Annotated in this window: 15 protein-coding genes and 1 pseudogene; 3 read left to right on the top strand and 13 right to left on the bottom strand. The window is 60.1% G+C overall.

What is annotated here, in order from left to right:
• Positions 1-205 precede the first annotated feature (205 nt).
• The 5 genes from K663_RS17860 to K663_RS17885 all read right to left on the bottom strand — a co-directional run bounded on the left by K663_RS17860 (position 206) and on the right by K663_RS17885 (position 4,468).
• Positions 206-697: a VOC family protein gene (locus K663_RS17860; RefSeq protein WP_062121414.1), complete on the bottom strand. Its 492-nt coding sequence runs from the start codon at positions 695-697 to the stop codon at positions 206-208.
• Positions 698-912: 215 nt separating this feature from the next.
• Positions 913-1,275 carry an EthD domain-containing protein gene (locus tag K663_RS17865; protein ID WP_062121415.1) on the bottom strand — a complete coding sequence of 121 codons (363 nt, stop codon included), beginning with the start codon at positions 1,273-1,275 and terminating at the stop codon, positions 913-915.
• 3 nt (positions 1,276-1,278) lie between these two features.
• On the bottom strand, positions 1,279-2,016 hold the full coding sequence (locus K663_RS17870; RefSeq protein WP_062121416.1) for a TetR/AcrR family transcriptional regulator: 738 nt from the start codon (positions 2,014-2,016) through the stop codon (positions 1,279-1,281).
• A 524-nt stretch (positions 2,017-2,540) separates the two neighbouring features.
• Positions 2,541-3,071, bottom strand: a complete 531-nt coding sequence (locus tag K663_RS17880; protein WP_062121418.1) for a nuclear transport factor 2 family protein — start codon at positions 3,069-3,071, stop codon at positions 2,541-2,543.
• Entirely contained in the window at positions 3,068-4,468 is a 1,401-nt protein-coding gene (locus tag K663_RS17885) for an aromatic ring-hydroxylating oxygenase subunit alpha (RefSeq protein WP_062121419.1), read from the bottom strand. Before K663_RS17885 ends, K663_RS17880 begins: the two co-directional genes overlap by 4 nt.
• A 323-nt stretch (positions 4,469-4,791) precedes the next feature.
• Between K663_RS17885 and K663_RS17890 the strand changes: the two genes are divergently transcribed.
• Positions 4,792-6,219 carry an FAD-dependent oxidoreductase gene (locus K663_RS17890; protein WP_062121420.1) on the top strand — a complete coding sequence of 476 codons (1,428 nt, stop codon included), beginning with the start codon at positions 4,792-4,794 and terminating at the stop codon, positions 6,217-6,219.
• 214 nt (positions 6,220-6,433) lie between these two features.
• Here the strand turns inward: K663_RS17890 and K663_RS25300 are convergent.
• The 6 genes and pseudogenes from K663_RS25300 to K663_RS17920 form a co-directional block, all read right to left on the bottom strand.
• Positions 6,434-6,697 (bottom strand): annotated as a pseudogene (locus K663_RS25300) (Mu transposase domain-containing protein); the annotation flags it as partial.
• 363 nt (positions 6,698-7,060) lie between these two features.
• Positions 7,061-8,284 (bottom strand): aminoglycoside phosphotransferase family protein, encoded by a 1,224-nt coding sequence (locus K663_RS17900; protein WP_145902365.1) that lies wholly within the window; start codon positions 8,282-8,284, stop codon positions 7,061-7,063.
• Between the two features lie 175 nt (positions 8,285-8,459).
• Entirely contained in the window at positions 8,460-10,445 is a 1,986-nt protein-coding gene (locus tag K663_RS17905) for a flavin-containing monooxygenase (RefSeq protein WP_062121423.1), read from the bottom strand.
• On the bottom strand, positions 10,442-11,392 hold the full coding sequence (locus tag K663_RS17910) for an SDR family NAD(P)-dependent oxidoreductase (protein ID WP_062121424.1): 951 nt from the start codon (positions 11,390-11,392) through the stop codon (positions 10,442-10,444). The genes K663_RS17905 and K663_RS17910 overlap by 4 nt, the downstream gene beginning before the upstream one ends.
• The gene (locus K663_RS17915; protein ID WP_063619085.1) at positions 11,385-12,164 is read right to left on the bottom strand and encodes an enoyl-CoA hydratase/isomerase family protein; all 780 of its coding nucleotides are present in this window, start codon (positions 12,162-12,164) and stop codon (positions 11,385-11,387) included. The genes K663_RS17910 and K663_RS17915 overlap by 8 nt, the downstream gene beginning before the upstream one ends.
• 103 nt (positions 12,165-12,267) lie before the next feature.
• Positions 12,268-13,083: an SDR family NAD(P)-dependent oxidoreductase gene (locus K663_RS17920; protein WP_063619107.1), complete on the bottom strand. Its 816-nt coding sequence runs from the start codon at positions 13,081-13,083 to the stop codon at positions 12,268-12,270.
• A 494-nt stretch (positions 13,084-13,577) separates the two neighbouring features.
• On the opposite strand from K663_RS17920, the gene K663_RS17925 reads away from it, so the two are divergent.
• Positions 13,578-14,522, top strand: coding sequence for a cyclase family protein (locus tag K663_RS17925; RefSeq protein ID WP_062121427.1), 945 nt, complete (start codon positions 13,578-13,580; stop codon positions 14,520-14,522).
• A 71-nt stretch (positions 14,523-14,593) separates the two neighbouring features.
• Here K663_RS17925 and K663_RS17930 read toward each other — a convergent pair whose 3' ends face one another.
• Positions 14,594-15,283, bottom strand: coding sequence for an SDR family NAD(P)-dependent oxidoreductase (locus tag K663_RS17930; RefSeq protein WP_335339106.1), 690 nt, complete (start codon positions 15,281-15,283; stop codon positions 14,594-14,596).
• Here K663_RS17930 and K663_RS24945 point away from each other — a divergent pair.
• Positions 15,164-15,481, top strand: coding sequence for a hypothetical protein (locus K663_RS24945; RefSeq protein ID WP_235589579.1), 318 nt, complete (start codon positions 15,164-15,166; stop codon positions 15,479-15,481). The two genes, K663_RS17930 and K663_RS24945, sit on opposite strands and share 120 nt — an antisense overlap.
• Here the strand turns inward: K663_RS24945 and K663_RS17940 are convergent.
• Positions 15,451-17,625: a TonB-dependent receptor gene (locus K663_RS17940; RefSeq protein WP_158511220.1), complete on the bottom strand. Its 2,175-nt coding sequence runs from the start codon at positions 17,623-17,625 to the stop codon at positions 15,451-15,453. The genes K663_RS24945 and K663_RS17940 overlap by 31 nt on opposite strands.
• Positions 17,626-17,899: the final 274 nt, after the last annotated feature.

Raw genomic sequence — 17,899 nt, forward strand, 5'->3', positions numbered from 1 at the left:
GATGAATCAGTGCATCGCAAAGAGGTGGTAGCATTCCTCTCTTAGATGTCTCTTGCGCAGGATTGCCCGATCAAAGACCGCGTATCATATAGAGCCTCACGACTTTCACCTCGGCGGGCTTCACTCGCCCAACGCTGCGCCCGTCGCGTTCAAATGGAGGCGTCCGCTCCCGGACAGGCGCGACCGCCTCGCCACGAGCCTATGCTCACTCCGACCTCGTCAGCCCCGATCGGCTGGCATGAAAGGGATGCGCCTTTTTCAGCACTTCCTGAATCTCGATGACATTTCCGTCGGGATCACGCCCATAAGTCGCCCCGATGCCCTGTTCATGATCGAACACAGGCGGACTGTTGAACCGAACTCCAAGCGCGGAAAGGCGCTGATACTCTGCCTCGACATCCTCGACATCGAGACAGAAATGCGTGTAGCCATGATCGCACACAGGCCGCTCCGGATCGCCGGGACGGGCCTCTGGCGTGAGATACTGGAACAATTCCAGATAGACATTCCCCGCGCGCAGCATCACCGAACGCGCGGAGGAATCGCGCAGGCCGACAATTTGGTCGATCACCGGGTTGCCGCGCTTCCAGCCGCCGTCCCAATCGACTTTCTCAAAGCCCAGCGCGTCGCCATAGAAGGCGACCATCCGATCAAGATCGGGCGTTGATACGGCGATATGATGAATGCCCTTGATCATGTCCTGACAGTCCTTCGAGGTCAGCGCTTTTCCGAGAAGCGCGTAGGCTATGAAAATGCAGTTTCAGATAAGCAACTGGCGATGAATCGATGAATCCAGCCAAATGAGGCCGGCGGTCGACCATTGCACATTTTGCAGCAGGGATAGGACGATGGAACAACGGGCCTCATTTTGCCGGTCAGACTATCCTGGTGGCCCGTCCTCCAAGCAGCAGGTCAAGCGACTGCCGGAACAGTATCCACCTCTTCGACGACCATCATACCGCAGCGATCCCGATCAAGGAACATCGCCTCGTCCGCCGCGACCGCTGCAGTGGCCGGCGTGCCCAGCCGCGCCAGCATCGCATCGAAGCCTGTCCTGTCAGCAAACCAGATGTCCGACACGGCGTCCCATTGCGGCATGCCGATCTGCGGCGGAAACATCATCCCTTCGGGCGCCACATAGTTGCGCTGGTGCCGAATGATTTCAGGGAAAGTCGCCAGTGCCAGCGGCACGTGTCGCTCCTCATAATGGGCACGAAAAGCGGCCGGACTCATGCCGGGTTTGCGCGTGAGGAAAGCCTTGATCTTGAACGCCATATTTCACTCTCCGATCGGCGTGTTGATTGCGCGGGGGTCGAAGGCATTCAGCCAGACCTCCATGTCGGCGGCATGCTGACCGGTGACCACCGGCATCAGCATCAATCCGATGCTGTTGACGAGTTCACGGCGCAGGTCGAATAGATCACCAAAACCAGTCAGCCCGTCCAGCACCGTGATACTTTGCAGACCTGCGATCCGAGAGGACAGCGCCTGATGATCGCATGGCCGCAGCTTGCCTTCGGCCGCCATGACGCGAAACCCCTCCCGCAGCAGCAGCGCGCCCCGCTTGTGGATATGCTCGAACAGCGGGCGGTCGGGCGGGAAGTAGGTGAGCGTCGCATTACGCGTATATTGCGGGTGCAACGCGGCGCCTTCCCAATAAAGATCGCAAAGGCCGATGATGGGATTGGGATACCCCTTTCTGGAAAAGGCCAGCTTGCCATGAGCGCCGATATGTTCGACCACAGCCTCGGCTAACAGCGTCGTGCGGTTTCCCACCAGATTATAGACGGTCTGAATCGACACGTTACTGCTTTGCGCCACCTCTTTCAGGGAAACGCCGGCATAGCCGTCCTGCGCAAGCAAGCGGCGCACGTTACAGAGTATTTCGGCTCGCCGCAGCCTCTGATTGGCACAGGCCATCTGCTTGCGCGCGAGCGGCACCGCGTGAAAAGGATCGGGAAAGTCTTCCCTGTGAAACGCGAGCGACTTTGGAACGATGGCCGTATAATATCCCATACATCCTCTCCAAATCCGATTCTTTATAATCGTATCGTACGCAGGCTAACTGTTGTAGGCTCATAGTCAAGCTGCGTTGCAAGCCGCGTGATCGGCACAATTGCACCTCATTGGTTTGCGGGCATTTTGAATGAATTGATGGCTTCTTCCAGACTTGACCGCGGCGGCCGGTATTCCCATTCGCAAGCTCTGTTACATCCACGCCCGCGAACGACCGCGATCGCACCGAATAATACCGAAATGATCCAAGGGAAAAGGGTGCGAAAGACGCCGGGACGGGTGATCCCGCCCCGGCTCCCTCGAGAGGGAGAAGTCATGAGACAGTCGACGATCGACGATTTTGAACAGGCCGTCCGCCGGCAAGGCGTCACTGCGACGCTGCCAATATCATAGCTGGACCTATGGCCTCGACGGACGATTGATCGGCGTTCCCGACGAGCGGGATTTTCAAGATCTCGACAAGTCGGAACGCGGGCTGATCGAAATCCGCTGTGAGGCGATATTGATGGTACAAGGCCAGCTCCTCAAGCCGGCCAGATCCGCCTGTTGCTGAAATCCTTGCCCCGCCGTCCGCCGCGTACATAGGCCGGTTCCATCGCGAAAAAATCATCGGCGGCCGGATCGACACGTGTCCAGTCGGCAATCTCCTTACGTCGAAAAATCCGCCATTCTCCGCCACGCCGCCGATATTCGTCGATGTACCGGCCGCCGAAGATCATGTCCTTTTCCGTCCCATCCAGCATCATGCGATGATAGGCGATGAAATAGACCTCTCCCTCCGCGCAATCACCAGCAATGGTGAGCTGCATCTGGCCAATCATGTGATGGGTGAAGGCGCAACCTTCGAGGCCTGCTTGGGCATAGGCGACAAATTCATCCACCGATCCCGCAAGCGGACCACAATCAACATAGGCGTCGGGATGAAAGGCCGACTTCTGCAAGTCCGGGTCCAGCCTGTCCTGTCCCCGCATGTAGCGACACACGCAATCCATGATGTCGCGACGGGCCTCCAGATCTTCGACCCGGGCGAGCAGTTTCTCGTCGGTCCCGCTCATCCCCTAGCGATATACTGGTCAATCATCTTTTCGAAGTGCCGCAGGCGGCTTTCCTGATATCGGCCCAGAACCAGATCCTCCTGCAGCAAGGTCTTCATGCCCTTTTGCTGCATTCCCAAATTGCTTGTGTCCTGATCATAGGTCGTACCGAAGAAATGGCCGAGGCCAGGCAACTCCGCATAGCTCATCTCGCCCATTTCAAAGACCATGGCGGGTTCCGGCCGGGGTTCGCCTTCCGGGACTTCCAGCAAGAGATAGAGGTCGAATATGCAGCTGTCAGGATCGTTGCCGTTGGGACGGAAGCGATAGACCGTAGGCACCATCAGCCCCTTGAACAGCACGAGGTTGGGGAACAGCGTATATTCGATGGAATCAATGCTTTCGGCGTCGGAATAATGCGAATAGTCGCGGCCCATTTCGGCAGAGCGCCTCTGCCGCGCCAGGGCCGCGGCGAAGGGTCTCGCTTTCTCGCCCGGCGCAAGCTCGGGTGCGGCTTCACCGTTCCAGAAGATCTTGAACAGTTCCTCCAGCACCTGCTGTTCGGTCAAGGTCCGGTCGACGTGCGGGCTCTGGACGCCAAAGGCGTGCATGAAGCGCGTGACGTGCGGCGAGTCCGGGAAAATGTCATATTGGGCGTTGGCGTCATTGGTGAAGCCCAGCGACCAGGCATGAGTTTCAACCGAGTGATAGGCTTCCAGGAAGGCTTCGATACAGGCCTTCCAGTTGGCGGGCAGCACCTTTCGGAAATAGCGCGCGATATATTTGCCGGCGAAATGCTCGCCCGACACATGGTCCGGCAATATCCCCATATAATCGGCCAGCGGGGACGCGTCCGGGTCCATGTTGATAAAGACAAAGCCGCCCCACCGGTCCACCTTCGCTTCCGGCAGGCGGAAGCGCGCTTCCTCCACCTGGGGGAAATCCCAGCGGCAGGGCACTTCGCTCAACTGGCCCTCCAGCGACCAGGTGAAGCCGTGGAACGGACAGCGGAACTGTCGCACGCTGGTGTCGCTGTCGCAGAGGCGCGTGCCACGATGCAGGCAGGCGTTGCGATAGGCTCGGATCTCATCGGGAGACACCCGGGTGATCAGGAAACTATGTTCGGCGAGGTCATAGACGACCACGTCGCCGACTTCGGGAATTTCCTCCTCGCGGCAGGCCATCTGCCAGGTGCGCGTCCACAGCCTTTCCACCTCCAGCCGATGGAAGGCGGGATCATAATAGCGCCTCTTGTCGATGCCGCCGAGGCCGAGATCCTCGGGCAGGGTGGTCGCGATCGTCTCGGGTGCCTTATTCTCATCATTCGAGATCAGCCGTTGATAGACCTCATGCGGCGCTTCGCCTGGCATGATAGCCGTGCCGGGGCGCGTGCGCGTGTCCACCAACCAGTCTGCCATGACCCATCCTCTTCATTACTGTTGCCCGCTTCTTGTAAGCCATGTCGCCGCGGTCACCAAGAGAAGGCTCTGGAACAATGGGAGCGAACATCAATGTCCGCCCGCCCCGCCGTCCGGCCACCACCACTTGGGTATACTCTGGCCTGACGGCAGCAGCGGGCGACATCGCTCAACAATATGCTATACGCGCTGATGACCGGCCGACGGCCTCAAGGCAAAAAACCACGTTGCAAATGAGGCGTCACAAAGCCAAGGCTCGACCGCATTTTGAATCATCAGGGCCACAGGGCCTCATCGTTTAATCGTGAGAGAGAGACCGAAACATGCCTAACGAAGCTGAAACCGCAACAGATTACGACATCATCGTGGTGGGAGGCGGCGGCGCGGGCATGACGGCGGCGCTGTTCGCGCATGCGGCCGGCGCGTCGGTCATCATCCTGGAAGCGGACGACAAGCTGGGAGGCGCGACGCGCCTCTCGGGCGGGGTGGTCTACGCCGCCGGGACCAGTGTCCAGAAGTCCATGGGGATCGAGGATAGCCCGCAAGCCATGTACGACTATATCATGACGTTGAACGGCTGGCAGACGCGGCCCGACATCATCCGCCTGTTCGCGGAACGCAGCGCCGCCACGGTCGAATGGCTGGTCAGCCTGGGCGCGGAATATCAGTGGGTGGTGAAGTCCGGCGTCGACACGGTCCCGCGCGGCCACTGCACGGTGGGCGCCGGCGATACCATCGGACGTCTGCTGATCAACGAGGTGGGCGCCAAGGGGATCGAAACCGCGCTCAAGACGCGCGTGGAGCATTTGCTTGTAGAGGACGGCCGCGTCGTCGGCGTTCATGCGTCGGGCATGGACCTGCGGGCCAAGGCGGTCATCATCACGACCGGGGGCTTTGGCAACAGCCCCGGCATGCGCGCCAAATATTTCCCCTCTGCCGCGCAGCATGGCGACATCGTCTATTCCGTGCACAATGACGCGCCCTTCATCCTGGGCGACGGCATCAAGCTGGGTGAGGGCGTCGGCGCCCGGATCACCGGCATCGATACCGGCCTTGTCCTGCCGTCAGCGGGCCTGGTGCCCAATTCGGTGGAAGCGTTCCTGCCGCCCTGGTGCATGCTGGTGAATGACGATGGGCGCCGGTTCATGCCGGAAAATTCACCCTATGCCGTCTCCGGCTATCTCATCAACGAACAGCCCCGCGCCCATGCCTGGGCGATCTTCGATGAAAAGACGCTGATCGAAGGCAGCGCCGACAAGCGCTTCTCCGACCCGTATCATACCGGCGAAGTGTCACAGACATGGGACGAGGATCTGATCCGCAAGCACGTCAAGTCGGGCAAGATTCGCACCGCCGATACGCTGGAGGCGCTGGCGGACAAGATCGGCGTCAACCGCCTGGCTCTCAATGAGACGATGACCCGCTACAATGCGGATGCACATGAGGGCGTGGACAGCGAATGGGCCAAGCAGGCACCCAAATATTTCCCGATCGACCAGGCGCCCTTCTTCGCCGTGGAAGTCCGCGCGTCGGTGATCGGGCAAACGAGCGCGGGCCTCGACATCGACGTCCATGGGCGCGTGCGCGACCGCAACGGCGCGACCATCCCCGGCCTGTTCGCGGCGGGAGAAATCCTGGGCTGCGTGCAGGGCAATCGCTATTCCGGCGGTGGCATGGGCGTCGGCAACGCGCTGACCTTCGGGCGGCTTGCGGGCGAAGAGGCCTCAAAGGCCGTGTTCGCCAACGCATGATCGTGCGCCGGTGCGGTTTCGACCGCACCGGCTCCCTTTCCGGTCAACTGGTCTGATCGGCCAACCCAAGGGCGGCGAGTATCACCCAAGCCGCAATCGGCATCGACGATGATCATGTTGAGCGCCATCAGACATCCCAACCCTCATGATTCCCTGCGGCGGCATCCGCCATCGCGCGATAGGCATCTGTCCCCCGGCGACAACCAGGAAGTGGTCGGGATGGGGCGAAGCCCAGGCTGACAGGCCGATTAGCGAACGACGTCGGCACGCTGTAGCGGTTGCGCTCCAGATGAACCAGACAGGTCGGCGACACCCGCTTGCCATATCCCACGACGCCGTCGAAGGGCCTGGCCACCGGCATCAGGCATTCCACCTCATCGGCCCTGGCATCGGCGGCAGAGCCCGGCTCGGTCCCGTGCGGGATATCCTGCCACAGCGCCTTGCAGCGCTGTTCCGCGCCCGCCCATCTGTTGCTGGCGGCGATAATCATCGCGCCAGTCCCGCGCAAAGGCGGCGACACGGCCATAGGAGCCATCATGGCCCAGGCTCGCCAGATCGGCGGGCTGCTGCGTCCTTGTGTCTGACCGCAGATATTTACGGATCGTATTTCTTGACAGCCCCGTACGTCGCAATCTCGCGGATCGATAGATGATCGCGGTAATGCCAGCGTCGGATAGCGCTCAATGACGCCATGTCCAACTCTCCATGATCCCCCGCGTCAAAGCCAGGGGCGAGTTCAACATGGGTCAATTCTCAGCGAAAATTTATGCCCTTCCAGAGGCACTCCTCAGCGGCAATCAACAGGTAGTCCGCAGGCCGAAGCAGTCGATACCACCTCAGACTAGCTGAGTGATCTGTAATCGGATATTGCCGCTGTGATGCGCTTAATCATCTCTAAAGTATGATCCATCGGTTGCATGTCCGGCAGATCGTCACCTGGATACATGGTTACGGTCCACCATGCGAGTGCAGGCAGCAACTCGTGACGTATATGTTCGAGCGCCTCCTCGTAGCTGACGTCTGGCCCGCCGTTTCGTGACAGCTGATCGAGGTAATGTCGCGTGAAAGCCTCGCCCTGCTCCCTGCGAACTTCGATGGGCATCGCGGTGCTGAGCGTGTAGGCAAGATCGCGACCCCAATGGCCGCGGGTCGCGCACTGCCAGTCGTTGATGCCCATGTGACCGGTTGGCGTGATATACCAGTTGCGCAAGTGCACGTCCGCATGGATCAGCGTATGCGGTAACGAGCGCTGCCTGTCTATCGCAGCGATCGTGGCAGGCCAAACCTTGTCCTCAAGCGCAACGACGTCAGCCGGGATGACCGCTTTGGCGGCATCGAAGCCCTTGGCACAAAGCTGCTCGAAACCCAGTTCGATGACCTTGTCGAAATATTGTGGCCAGGTCTGCAAGCCGCCCAGTATGGCGTCGCGATCCTCGCTCTTCCAGAAGCGGCCATGGATGGAGGCGAGCAAGGATAACTGGCCTCGCCAATGCTCCTCGGTCAGTTTGCTCTCCAGCGTACAGAATTCCGTCTCCGGATCGAGATCGTGGAGCATAATGAACGAGTTGTATGTGTCGGGATTGACCTTGGCCCAGACTGGCTTCGGTGTTTCGATATCGAGTTGCGGCTCTACCCTATTATAGAATTCTACTTCGGCCTCGACGCCGCCGCAGAAACCGACCGAATATCGGTTGGCGAGGCGAAAGGACGATTTGCAAAACACCGAACGGGGCAGAGCGGCTTGCATCCCTGCTTCGTTATAATCGAGGAAAATGCGGCGTCGGGTCGAAGTACCATCATCCGCGTCACCAAGACGATGCCCGACAACTCGCGCACCCTCGACATCACCACAGACGATCCGGGTTAGCCATTCATCGCTGATCTCTTCGTACGAGAGCGGCAGGTCGTTTTCGGTTTCGGGCGGTCGGTGCGACGCGACTTCCAGATCGTACCTCTCGCGAATTTCGTCCAGCCTGTTGGGCATGATATTCCTTCCAATGCGCGGTAGTAAGGGAATTTGTGCACAGGATATGCCGACAACCGTCTGGTGCAGCCTGCCCCGCAACTATGATCAATCTGACAAATGCCATTGATCGCCCGAGCTACTCCCCGTCCCCGACCGGATTTCCGGCACTTGATTTCTATTTCAATGGTGCACCCTTACAGGCTTTCCTGGCTGTCTGTCTGCCAAGGGCATTCACCTGTCTGGGGGCAAATTGCGCCAACCGTCCGGCATCGGGTTATGCCCGCTCCGACTTTCGCACCCGGTCATCCTGGGATGTCATGCTATCCGCGTTCCAGGCTTCTACCCTGAAATCCCCAAGGTTGACCTTGGCGAAGGCGTCATGCACCTCGCGCGAGGTCCAGGGCGATTGCACGGCGGATCGACCCGGCGTCGTGATGTAATAGGATGCATGGGTCGTCTTCGGGTTGACTGATACGATGCCGAGCAGCCTCTTCTCGAGCTCGGCGTTGAAATCGCGGTAGACCTGCTCGCTTATTTCGACCGACTTCCAGTTGTTTTCGATCTCGCGCGCAAGCAGATCGAGGATGTAGGTGATGGCCCATTCGCCATACTGGACGGGACCCAGGTTCCTCGGGTTCGCGTTGGGACCATAAAGCATGAAGAAATTGGGCATGTTTGGGGCGGCAATGCCCCAGAAGGCCTGTGGCCCGGTATCCGCCCAGAGGTCGGCGATCCGTTTGCCACCCCGCCCCACGATATCGATTTCCGCGAAATAGTTATTGGGATCGAAGCCGGTGGCCATGACGACAATGTCGAATTGTCGTTCGATGCCGTCCACGGTCGCGATGCCGCCTTCGGTGAAGCGCGCAACCCCGTCGGTCACAAGTTCGACATTATCGCGCTTGAGCGCATCGAACCAGCCGTTGTCGACTACTGGCCGATTAGCAAAGATCGGGTAATCGGGGATGCTTTTTTCAAGCAGATCCGGCCGGTCCGCAAGAGCTTGCCGAATGTGCGCCAAGGCAAACTCGCGCGCCTCGCGGTTTACAGGATTTGACGACAGGGGATCGTCCCAGTCGGCATCAACGTCGAAGACGCGCAGCAGGCGGTGATCGCCGAGCACCCACCCCAGCGCAAAGCGCGTCCAGTTGGCGTAATAGGGCACGTTCGCATCCAGCCACTGGGCCTCTTCGGAAAGAGGCTGACGGTAGCCATGCGCCGGAACGACCCAGGCCGGTGACCTCTGGAAGACGGTCAGTTGCGCGACAAGCGGCGCGAGGTCCGGCACCATTTGCAGGCCGCTTGCGCCCGTACCCAGAACCGCAACACGCTTACCGGTCAAGTCCGTCTCCGGATCAAACAAGCTCGAGTGCATCACCTTGCCGCGGAAATCCGCCATCCCGGCAATCGCCGGAATTTTCGGACGGTCCAGCAGCCCGATCGCGCTGATCACCGCACGATAATTGCGGGTGACCTGGTTCCCTTGTGCATCGGTCGCGCTGACGGTCCATTCGCCGCGATCTTCGCTCCAGACAAGGCTATCGACCTTCATGCCGTAACGGATATGGTCGGCGAGGTCGTATTCTTCCACGCACCACTGCAGATATTCCTCCATTTCGGCGCGCGGCGCAAAACCGTGACGGAACGGGAACGTCGCGCCGAAACTGTGCGAATAGAGGCGGCTGGGCCAGTCCACACGGGCGCCGGGATAGCGGTTCTTCTGCCAGGTTCCGCCCGGTCCGGCATTGCGGTCGAAAAGTTCAAACGACAAGCCCGAGGCCTTGAGCTGGACCGCGGCGTTGATGCCCGCAAGGCCGGCCCCGATTACGAGTACGGAAAATTCGGCGGGGTTGCCGCAGGCCGGCGGATTGTCCCAGCCGTCCACCTTCGGTTGCAACGCGAGGACGTCGCGATGCAGATCCATCTCTTCGATCGGCACGGGATCGCCCGCCGCAAGGCTCATCGCGTGGCGCAGGACTTCTTCATCCTGGGCAGAGGGCGGAGAGATCGTGCCATCGCGATAGCCGCGCAGCAGCGCAAACGCCTTGTCCCTGATCGTCGCCAAATCGCTTTCGTCGGGGACGATCGTCGCCTCGCTCAGCCCTACCCGCAACCGCTGCGTTTCGATACGGTCCAGCGATCCGTCCTGGGTCGCGTGGTAGATCAGCCCCATCAGCACCATCGGATCGGCAGCGGCCAGCGCCTTGCGCAGCCATCCGTCGTCGGCACCGCGCAGGGCCTCGGTCACAATCTTGGTCATTCGGAAGACTCCGCCTTGGATTTTGCGAACCGACCCGATTGCCAGGCGACCACCTCATCCAGAGAATCGGTCGGTTCGTACATTGCTGTTGTGGCGCCAACTTCGTCGGCATGCTGAACAAGCATCTCGACGCTGAGCGCGGGATCGTAATAGCCGCGGCCGGGTCCGATGGCCACGCGGGCCGCCCGCCCTCCCCACCCGGAAAAGACCTGCCCGGTGAACGAACATGCAGGGCTTGCCAACCACACCGCCACGGACGCCGCCAGCGACGCGGGCATGATCTGACGGGTGGCTTCCAGCATTGCCGGGTCCTTGATCGCCGCGTCGTGCATCCGGCTGTAGCCGCCAGGCGTAATTGAATTGACGAGAATGGCCGACTCCGCCCCCTCGATCGCCAGCGTTCGCATCAGCCCGTGTACCGCGCCCTTAGCCGCGGCATAGCTCGCCTGGCCGGCCATCCCATAAAGGCCGGCCGCCGATTCGGTCATGACGATCCGGGGCGAGCGGCTCTTCAGCAGCATGGGCCAGGCGGCACGAACGATGTTGATCGTGCCGGCGACATGTATCTCCCAATAGCGCCGGAATTCGTCGAGCGAGGTACTTATGAATGGGTTCGAGCCGCAAATGCCAGCATTGGCGACAACGATGTCGATCCCGCCGAACGCCTCGCGCGCCTTGCTCGCCAGGCGCGCCATGTCGGCTTCGCTGGTCACGTCGCCATCATCACCAATCGCCCTGCCGCCCTGCGCAACGATTGCTGCGACGACAGCCTCTGCGCATTCGGCGTTTTCGCCGCTGCCGTCGCCGTCCGTGCCCAGATCGTTGACAACGACCGCAGCGCCACGCCGCGCCAGTTCGTGCGCATAGGCGGCCCCCAGCCCCCGACCAGCGCCGGTAACGATTGCGACCAAGCCGTCCAGCCTGATGTCCGCGGATTCGTCAGTCATTATGCAGCGACCCACCCCATGCGCCATAACCCGATGAGAAGCCTTCCAGCGCCAAGCTATGCCCAAGATGATCGTGGGCAAAACGCTGCAGTTCGGCGACCAGCGTCTCGCGCGTATATCGCAATGTGAGAATTGGCTGCCGCGCCAGTTGCGCGGCGAGTTCACGAGCGCGGGGCAGCAGGCCATCACGCCCCACTACTTCGGCGACGACGCCGGCAGCGAGAGCCTCCGCCGCCGAGATCTCCTTCCCCGTCAGCAGGTAATAGCGCCCTCGGTTCATCCCGAACCCCATCAGGAACGCGATTTGCACGCCATCGCCGGGGACGATGCCATATTCAAAATGAGGATCGCGGAAACTGGCCTGCGGCGTGCACAGCACGATGTCGGACAGCAGTGCCAGTTCGCTGTGCGAATGCGCCCTCCCGTGAACCGCCGCGATGACTGGAACCCGCACATTGAGCAGGTTGTGAATCAGGTCTTTGCCTTCGGCATATATGTGATCCAAACCGACCGGCGGCACCGACCCGTCGAAATGGAAGCTTTCTGGATTGGGGCCGGGACAGAAATCCTCGCCAGCCCCCGTTAAAATCACGACTTTGGTTTCCGGATCTCGCCCCACGTACAGCAAGGCGTCGACCAGCTCTTCGTGGATCGCATCGTTCCACAGCAAGGTATCGCCTTTGTCATGCAGGACCATCTCTACCACGCCTTGATCACGTGAGATGGCGACGTACCGAAACCGGTCCTTGTACTCATCGAATGCTAGCGCCATCGCGCGTTCTCTCCTCTACTTCGACTTCGCTACTAGCACGCCATCGTCGTGTAAAAGCCGTCTTAATGGCAAAGCGCGCCATTCGCCCGACCCGGAGGCGTTTTCAGTCGTGCTCGACATAGCGGCGCGGGGTCTCGCCTTTCGGGTCGGGTACGAAGCGAGTGCCGCATAGACCACCGTCCACGGCCAGGCATTGCGCAGAGACATACCGCGATTCCTCGCTGGCGAGATAGGTTGCTGCGGCAGCGATGTCTTCCACCGCCCCGTTCCCTGGCACCGGCTTGTTGATAAGGACGATCTGCTTCAACGCACTCTCGTCACCCCAGGTCGACAGGATGTCGCTATTCAGCGGCGTTTCTATCGTTCCGGGTGCGATCGTGTTGGCGGTCACTCCGCGCGGGCCATAATCGACCGAAATGGATCTGGTCAGCGCTTCAAGCCCCGCCTTTGTCGCCGCATAGGCCGTGTCCTGCCGCATGCCGATCTGCGCGTTCATTGATGAAATGTTGATGACCCGGCCATAACCCGCATCGGCCATTTGCGGCACGATGCTGCGGGACAGGCGGAACGGCGCGGTCAGGTTGATGGCTATCGTTCGATCCCACTGCTCATCACTGAAATCCTCGATCTGTCCACCGATCCCCACCCCGGCATTGTTGACGAGGATGTCGATTTTGCCGAACGCCTCGTTGGCGGCAGCACGAACCCGTTCCGGAGCAGCACGATCGGTCAGATCGATCGCCAGCATCGCACAATGCTCGGCCGACATGTCTTCAAGGGCGGCCTCCAGGTCGTCGGCGCGGATATCCACCAGCAACACTCGCGCGCCCTCTTCGGCGAAGCGGGCGGCGATGCCTTTGCCAATCCCGCGCGCGCTGCCCGTCACAACCGCCACGCGGCCGTCCAATCTCCCAGTCATCCTCTCATCCTTCCACATTCATTGCTTTTAGCGCCGACGTCCCACCGCGGTTTAGGCGAATTGGTGGGCACGCAAATCCTACCGAAACAGCGGCTTTACGCCCGTGCGCGAAGCCGCCAAGGCTTTTTCGATACAATAGGCCACCAGGGTGGTTCTGCCGACGATTTTATACCAGCGGGTATAACCGGGCGTGAATGGAAGGCAAAACTGTTGGGAGGGCAGATTGCGCCAGGACACCCAAACCGACGCGCCTCTGCCCGCGTCTGTTGAACCATTTTTATGTCATCCGCCTTGAATGCAGGCTGTTCGCAGCGCATAGCTCACTAAGGGTCGGGATAGGATGCCAGCGGGGCTACGCAAGCACGCGGAATGAAGACCCTTTCGTTTCTCATCGCAGACGCGAAAGACGCGCTTTATCCACGCGACCGGAAACAAGATGCCGGATTGACACCACGAGAATGTCACCAGGAAAGTTTGGCTGAGGAGTTGAATGGATGGAAGACTTCAGAACGATTGGAGCAAGGTTCAGCAATTGGGGGCGCTGGGGCGAGGAGGACCGGATCGGGACGCTTAACCACATCGCGCCGGAACATCTCGTTGCGGCGGCTGCACTCATTCGCCACGGTAGGATTTTCGACCTTGCACTGCCGCTCGACCGGAACGGCCCGCAAATGGGCCTGGGGGGGCGGACCAATCCCGTACATCTTCTCAATTGCTCGCCATCGGATACGGAGAGTTTCAACGAACATCTGATCGGTCCCAAGGGCATGATCAATGTCGATGACTTCATCATGATGCCGCTGCAATGCGCCACTCAGTGGGACGGGTTGGCCCATGTCGGCTACGACAACCTGTTCTACAACAACGTACCTGAGAAAACGATCACCACCAATGCCGGATCGACACGCCTGTCCATCCACCAGACCATCGCCAAGGGCATCGCAGGCAGAGGCGTGTTGCTCGATATCGCCGCACTGAAAGGAGTGGATCGTCTCGACCCCGGTTATGTGATCACGCCCGAAGACATGGAGGCGGCCGAAAGGCGACAGAAGGTCACGGCAGGCCCAGGCGACATCCTGCTCTTCCGCACCGGCTATCTGCGCCACTTTACCGTGGATCGGGCACCCGGCGCCTATTGGAACGGCGAACCCGGTATCGATTTGAGCTGCGTCGAATGGCTGCACAATCGACAGATCGCGGCGCTGGCTTCCGACAACTGGGGGATAGAGGTGGTACCCCCGAACCCCGAACGGCTCATCATGCAGGTTCACTGCGTCCTGATACGCGACATGGGCATGACGCTCGGTGAAATGTTCGATCTTGATGCGCTAGCCGCGGATTGCGAGAGTGACCGAGTGTGGGAATTCTTCTTCATTGCCCCGCCGCTTAAGGTCAGCAACGGAGTCGGCAGCCCGATCACGCCGATCGCGATCAAATAGGCGTAGGCTACCGCGTCACTGATTGAACGGGCGCGGGCGCGATTCCCTGATCTCGTCCGCTCCCGGAACGATCAGCTGATTAGAAAGCCGCCGTCTACAGCCAAGATTTGACCAGTCACATAACGAGATGCATCGCTGGCGAAATAAAGCGCCGCAGCGGCAATGTCCTCGGGCTTGCCGAGTTGTCCGCCGCACAGAGGAACTCGACCCGGTTCTGCGAAAGGACCGCGGATCGGCCGATCAGGATTCGTCGCCACTGCGGTCTCGGTGTCGATACCGCCGGGCATAATGGCATTAACACGAATGCCATATTGGGCATATTCAAGGCCGACCAGTGACGTCAGCCCATTTACGCCGGCCTTGGTGACGCCGTAGGAGATGGCGTCGTGAATGCAGACCCGCGACGCGCCGATGGACGAAATATTGACGATCGCCCCTCCCTTCGGCTTCATCTGCTTCACCGCTTCGCGCGTGCACAGGAGCACGCCGCGCAGATTGACATCCCACATCCGGTCCAGAAATTCCGTGTCCACGGTTTCCAGCGGAGCGCGTGGATATATACCCGCGCAATTGACCAGCACATCAAGACCGCCGCCTTGTGCCACGATGGCAAAGGCGCGCTCGATCGAGGCCGGATCACCTTGATCGAGGAACAGCGCAGACGTGCGCTCGTCCGTGACGCGAGACCTGGCAAGCTCCTCATCGATATCGGCGATGATGACGGTCGCGCCATAGGCCTTGAAGAGATCGACGATCGCCAGTCCGATACCGCGCGCGCCGCCGGTGACGACGGCCCTACGGCCATGCAGGCCAAAGGGCCAGGCTTGCTCCTTAGCGATAGCTTGTCTCCTCCCGATTCTTCAAACTGCGGGCAAGGAAAGCCGGCGGATCCGGGCGATCAAGCCCGCATCCGCCGCCATCCTACCTGTCAGAAACGCACGCCGAGCCCGACACCGTAAGTCCGAGGCATTCCCGGTGCATACTGCGATCCGAAATCGTCGGTCGCCGCGTAGAGCTTGTATTTCGCGTCAGTCAGGTTCTTGACGTACGCCTTCATGTAGACTCTGTCGCCCGGCAAGGTAACCTTCAATTGACCGTTGACTTGCTCGTAAGCGTCCTGCCTGTCGCGACGGGCGGTGCCGCCGGCGCCTGCAGTGAAGTCGAACGACGTTGAATAGTTGGCGTTGATATTGGCCTGCATGGCCCAGCCATTGTCGAATTCATGATTGTAGTTGAGGCTGACGAAACCTGTAAACTCCGGTGCGCGCGGCACAGTATGGCCGCTCAGGTCTTGGGTGATAGGCACATAATACCCATTCGGCCCCGGCGTGAAGACTGCCGCGTTCTGATAATCGGTGAACTCGTTGTGCAAATATGATGCACCAGCGGAGATCTGAAACGCGCGACCGGCATTGTAGGTTACTTCCAACTCGCCCCCGTAGAGTTCGGCCTTGGCCGCATTCTGGGCCGAAATGCCCCCGCCGGCGGGATTGTTGAACTGGACGATCATGTTTTCGAACGTGCCATAAAAGACTGTCAGTGCGGTCTTCAGTCGCCCGTCAAGGAAACTGTTCTTCGCGCCCGCTTCGAAGTTCTTCAACCGTTCCGGTTCGAGTGCGGGAACCGGTGCGAAGGATGGCGATGTAAAGAAGCCGCTGCGGACGCCTTCGGCATAGGAAAAATAGTAATAATTATTGCCGGTTTCATAGGAAATGACCGCCCGCGGCGTGACGTAACTATAAGTCCGTTTGCTGTGATACTCGGTCAGGCCGCCCGCAAGCAAAGCGCCCTGCGCATCGTTATAGTTGTCCTGCCTTTTTTTGTCGCTGGACCAACGAAGGCCAGCCGTAAGGCGTAGCTCGGGTGTGATATCGAAGGTTGCGTCGCCATACAATGAAATGGAATCGACCGGTGCCTTAAGCCTCGCGCTGGGCATCGAGCCCGCGACGCCGAGGAAGCCGTCCCAGTACCCGCCGGCAAACCGCGTAACCTGCGTTTGCCGCTCCCGCTGGTAATAGACGCCGGCAAGAACGTTCAGGGGGCCGTCGAACTTTGTCTGGACATACAGGTCCTGGTTGAAGGTCGGTCCGGTCTGGGCGACATAGGAATAGAACATCGGCGCGGTCGACAGGTCGTTGTCCGACCACGGGAATACGCTGGTCCGCCTATAGCTGGTGACGCTCGTCACATCGAAATTATCGGTTTGATATTGGGCATTCAGCGCAATGTTCGTAATCTTGGTGTTGAGGATGTAATCTCTCTCCCCCCCTGGCAGCGGGCTGTTCCTGTCATTGGTGCTGACCTCGTAATAGCCCGTTCCCTGATTGCTCAGCCCATAGAACACGCAGGCGAGGCAGGGTGCGTCTTCGACCCTGTGCAGGGCATAGCCATTTTCGCCGACGCTCGAATGCTCGACCGTGAGCACCATATCCAGCCGGTCATTGGGTTCCCAGCGCAGCTTGCCACGAATATATTTGGCATCGCTACCACCCATATCTCCGCCGTCGCCCAAGTTCTTGATCCAGTTGTTCCTGCCCCACACCGCACCGGCGATGCGCAGGGCCAGCGTGTCGCTGAGCGGCGTGTTGACGACACCTTCGACCCGGTACGATCCAAGGTTCCCGCCAGTGCCCTCAACGTAGCCTTCCGTATCGTGGGTGGGCTTGTTCGTCTCGATCACCACGGCGCCGCCGGTCGCGTTGCGACCGTACAGAACGCTCTGCGGACCACGCAGGACCTGAACTGACGACACGTCAAAGACGCCAACGTCGGCACCGAACTGCCGCTGGATATAGCTTCCGTCGATGTAAGTGGCCACGGCGCTCTCGGCACCTGCCAGCGAGAAGCTGGAACCCACGCCGCGGATGAAGATCTGGGCGCTTCCCTGGGCCGTATTGTAAACGACACTCGGCGTGCGCACCGTAATCTGGCTGACGTTTTCGACCTGCAGGTTCCTGAGCTCTTCGCCAGTGACGACCGAGACCGAAACGGGCGCCTTTTCAAGGGCTTGACCGCTCTTGAGCGCCGTGACGACAATCTCGTCAATGGCTCCTGCGGCGGCATCTTCGGAAGTCTGCGCATGAGCCGCTGACGAAACGCTCATTGCAAGAATGCTTGAAAAAAGGCTCAGGGACGCCGCCCTGGTTGCCTTGGTGACTCCAAGGGCTTTGATCATGGTAATCCTCCCACATTTTTATAGATTGAAGATAGACTCTTCGCGGCAACCTTGGCCCAATGGCATACCGGTCCGCAAGGTGCAGACACATGGCAAAACGCGCCACTTGTGGAGCGCGCGCCGTCACGAGACCTCGCGCCCTGCGCGCCGCCTCTGCATTGCGGCGCGAGCGCTTTAGGAACCGGTGGCCAGTTCAGGGAGG

The sequence above is a fragment of the Sphingobium sp. MI1205 genome (assembly GCF_001563285.1).
In the GTDB taxonomy this organism is placed as follows: Bacteria; Pseudomonadota; Alphaproteobacteria; order Sphingomonadales; family Sphingomonadaceae; genus Sphingobium.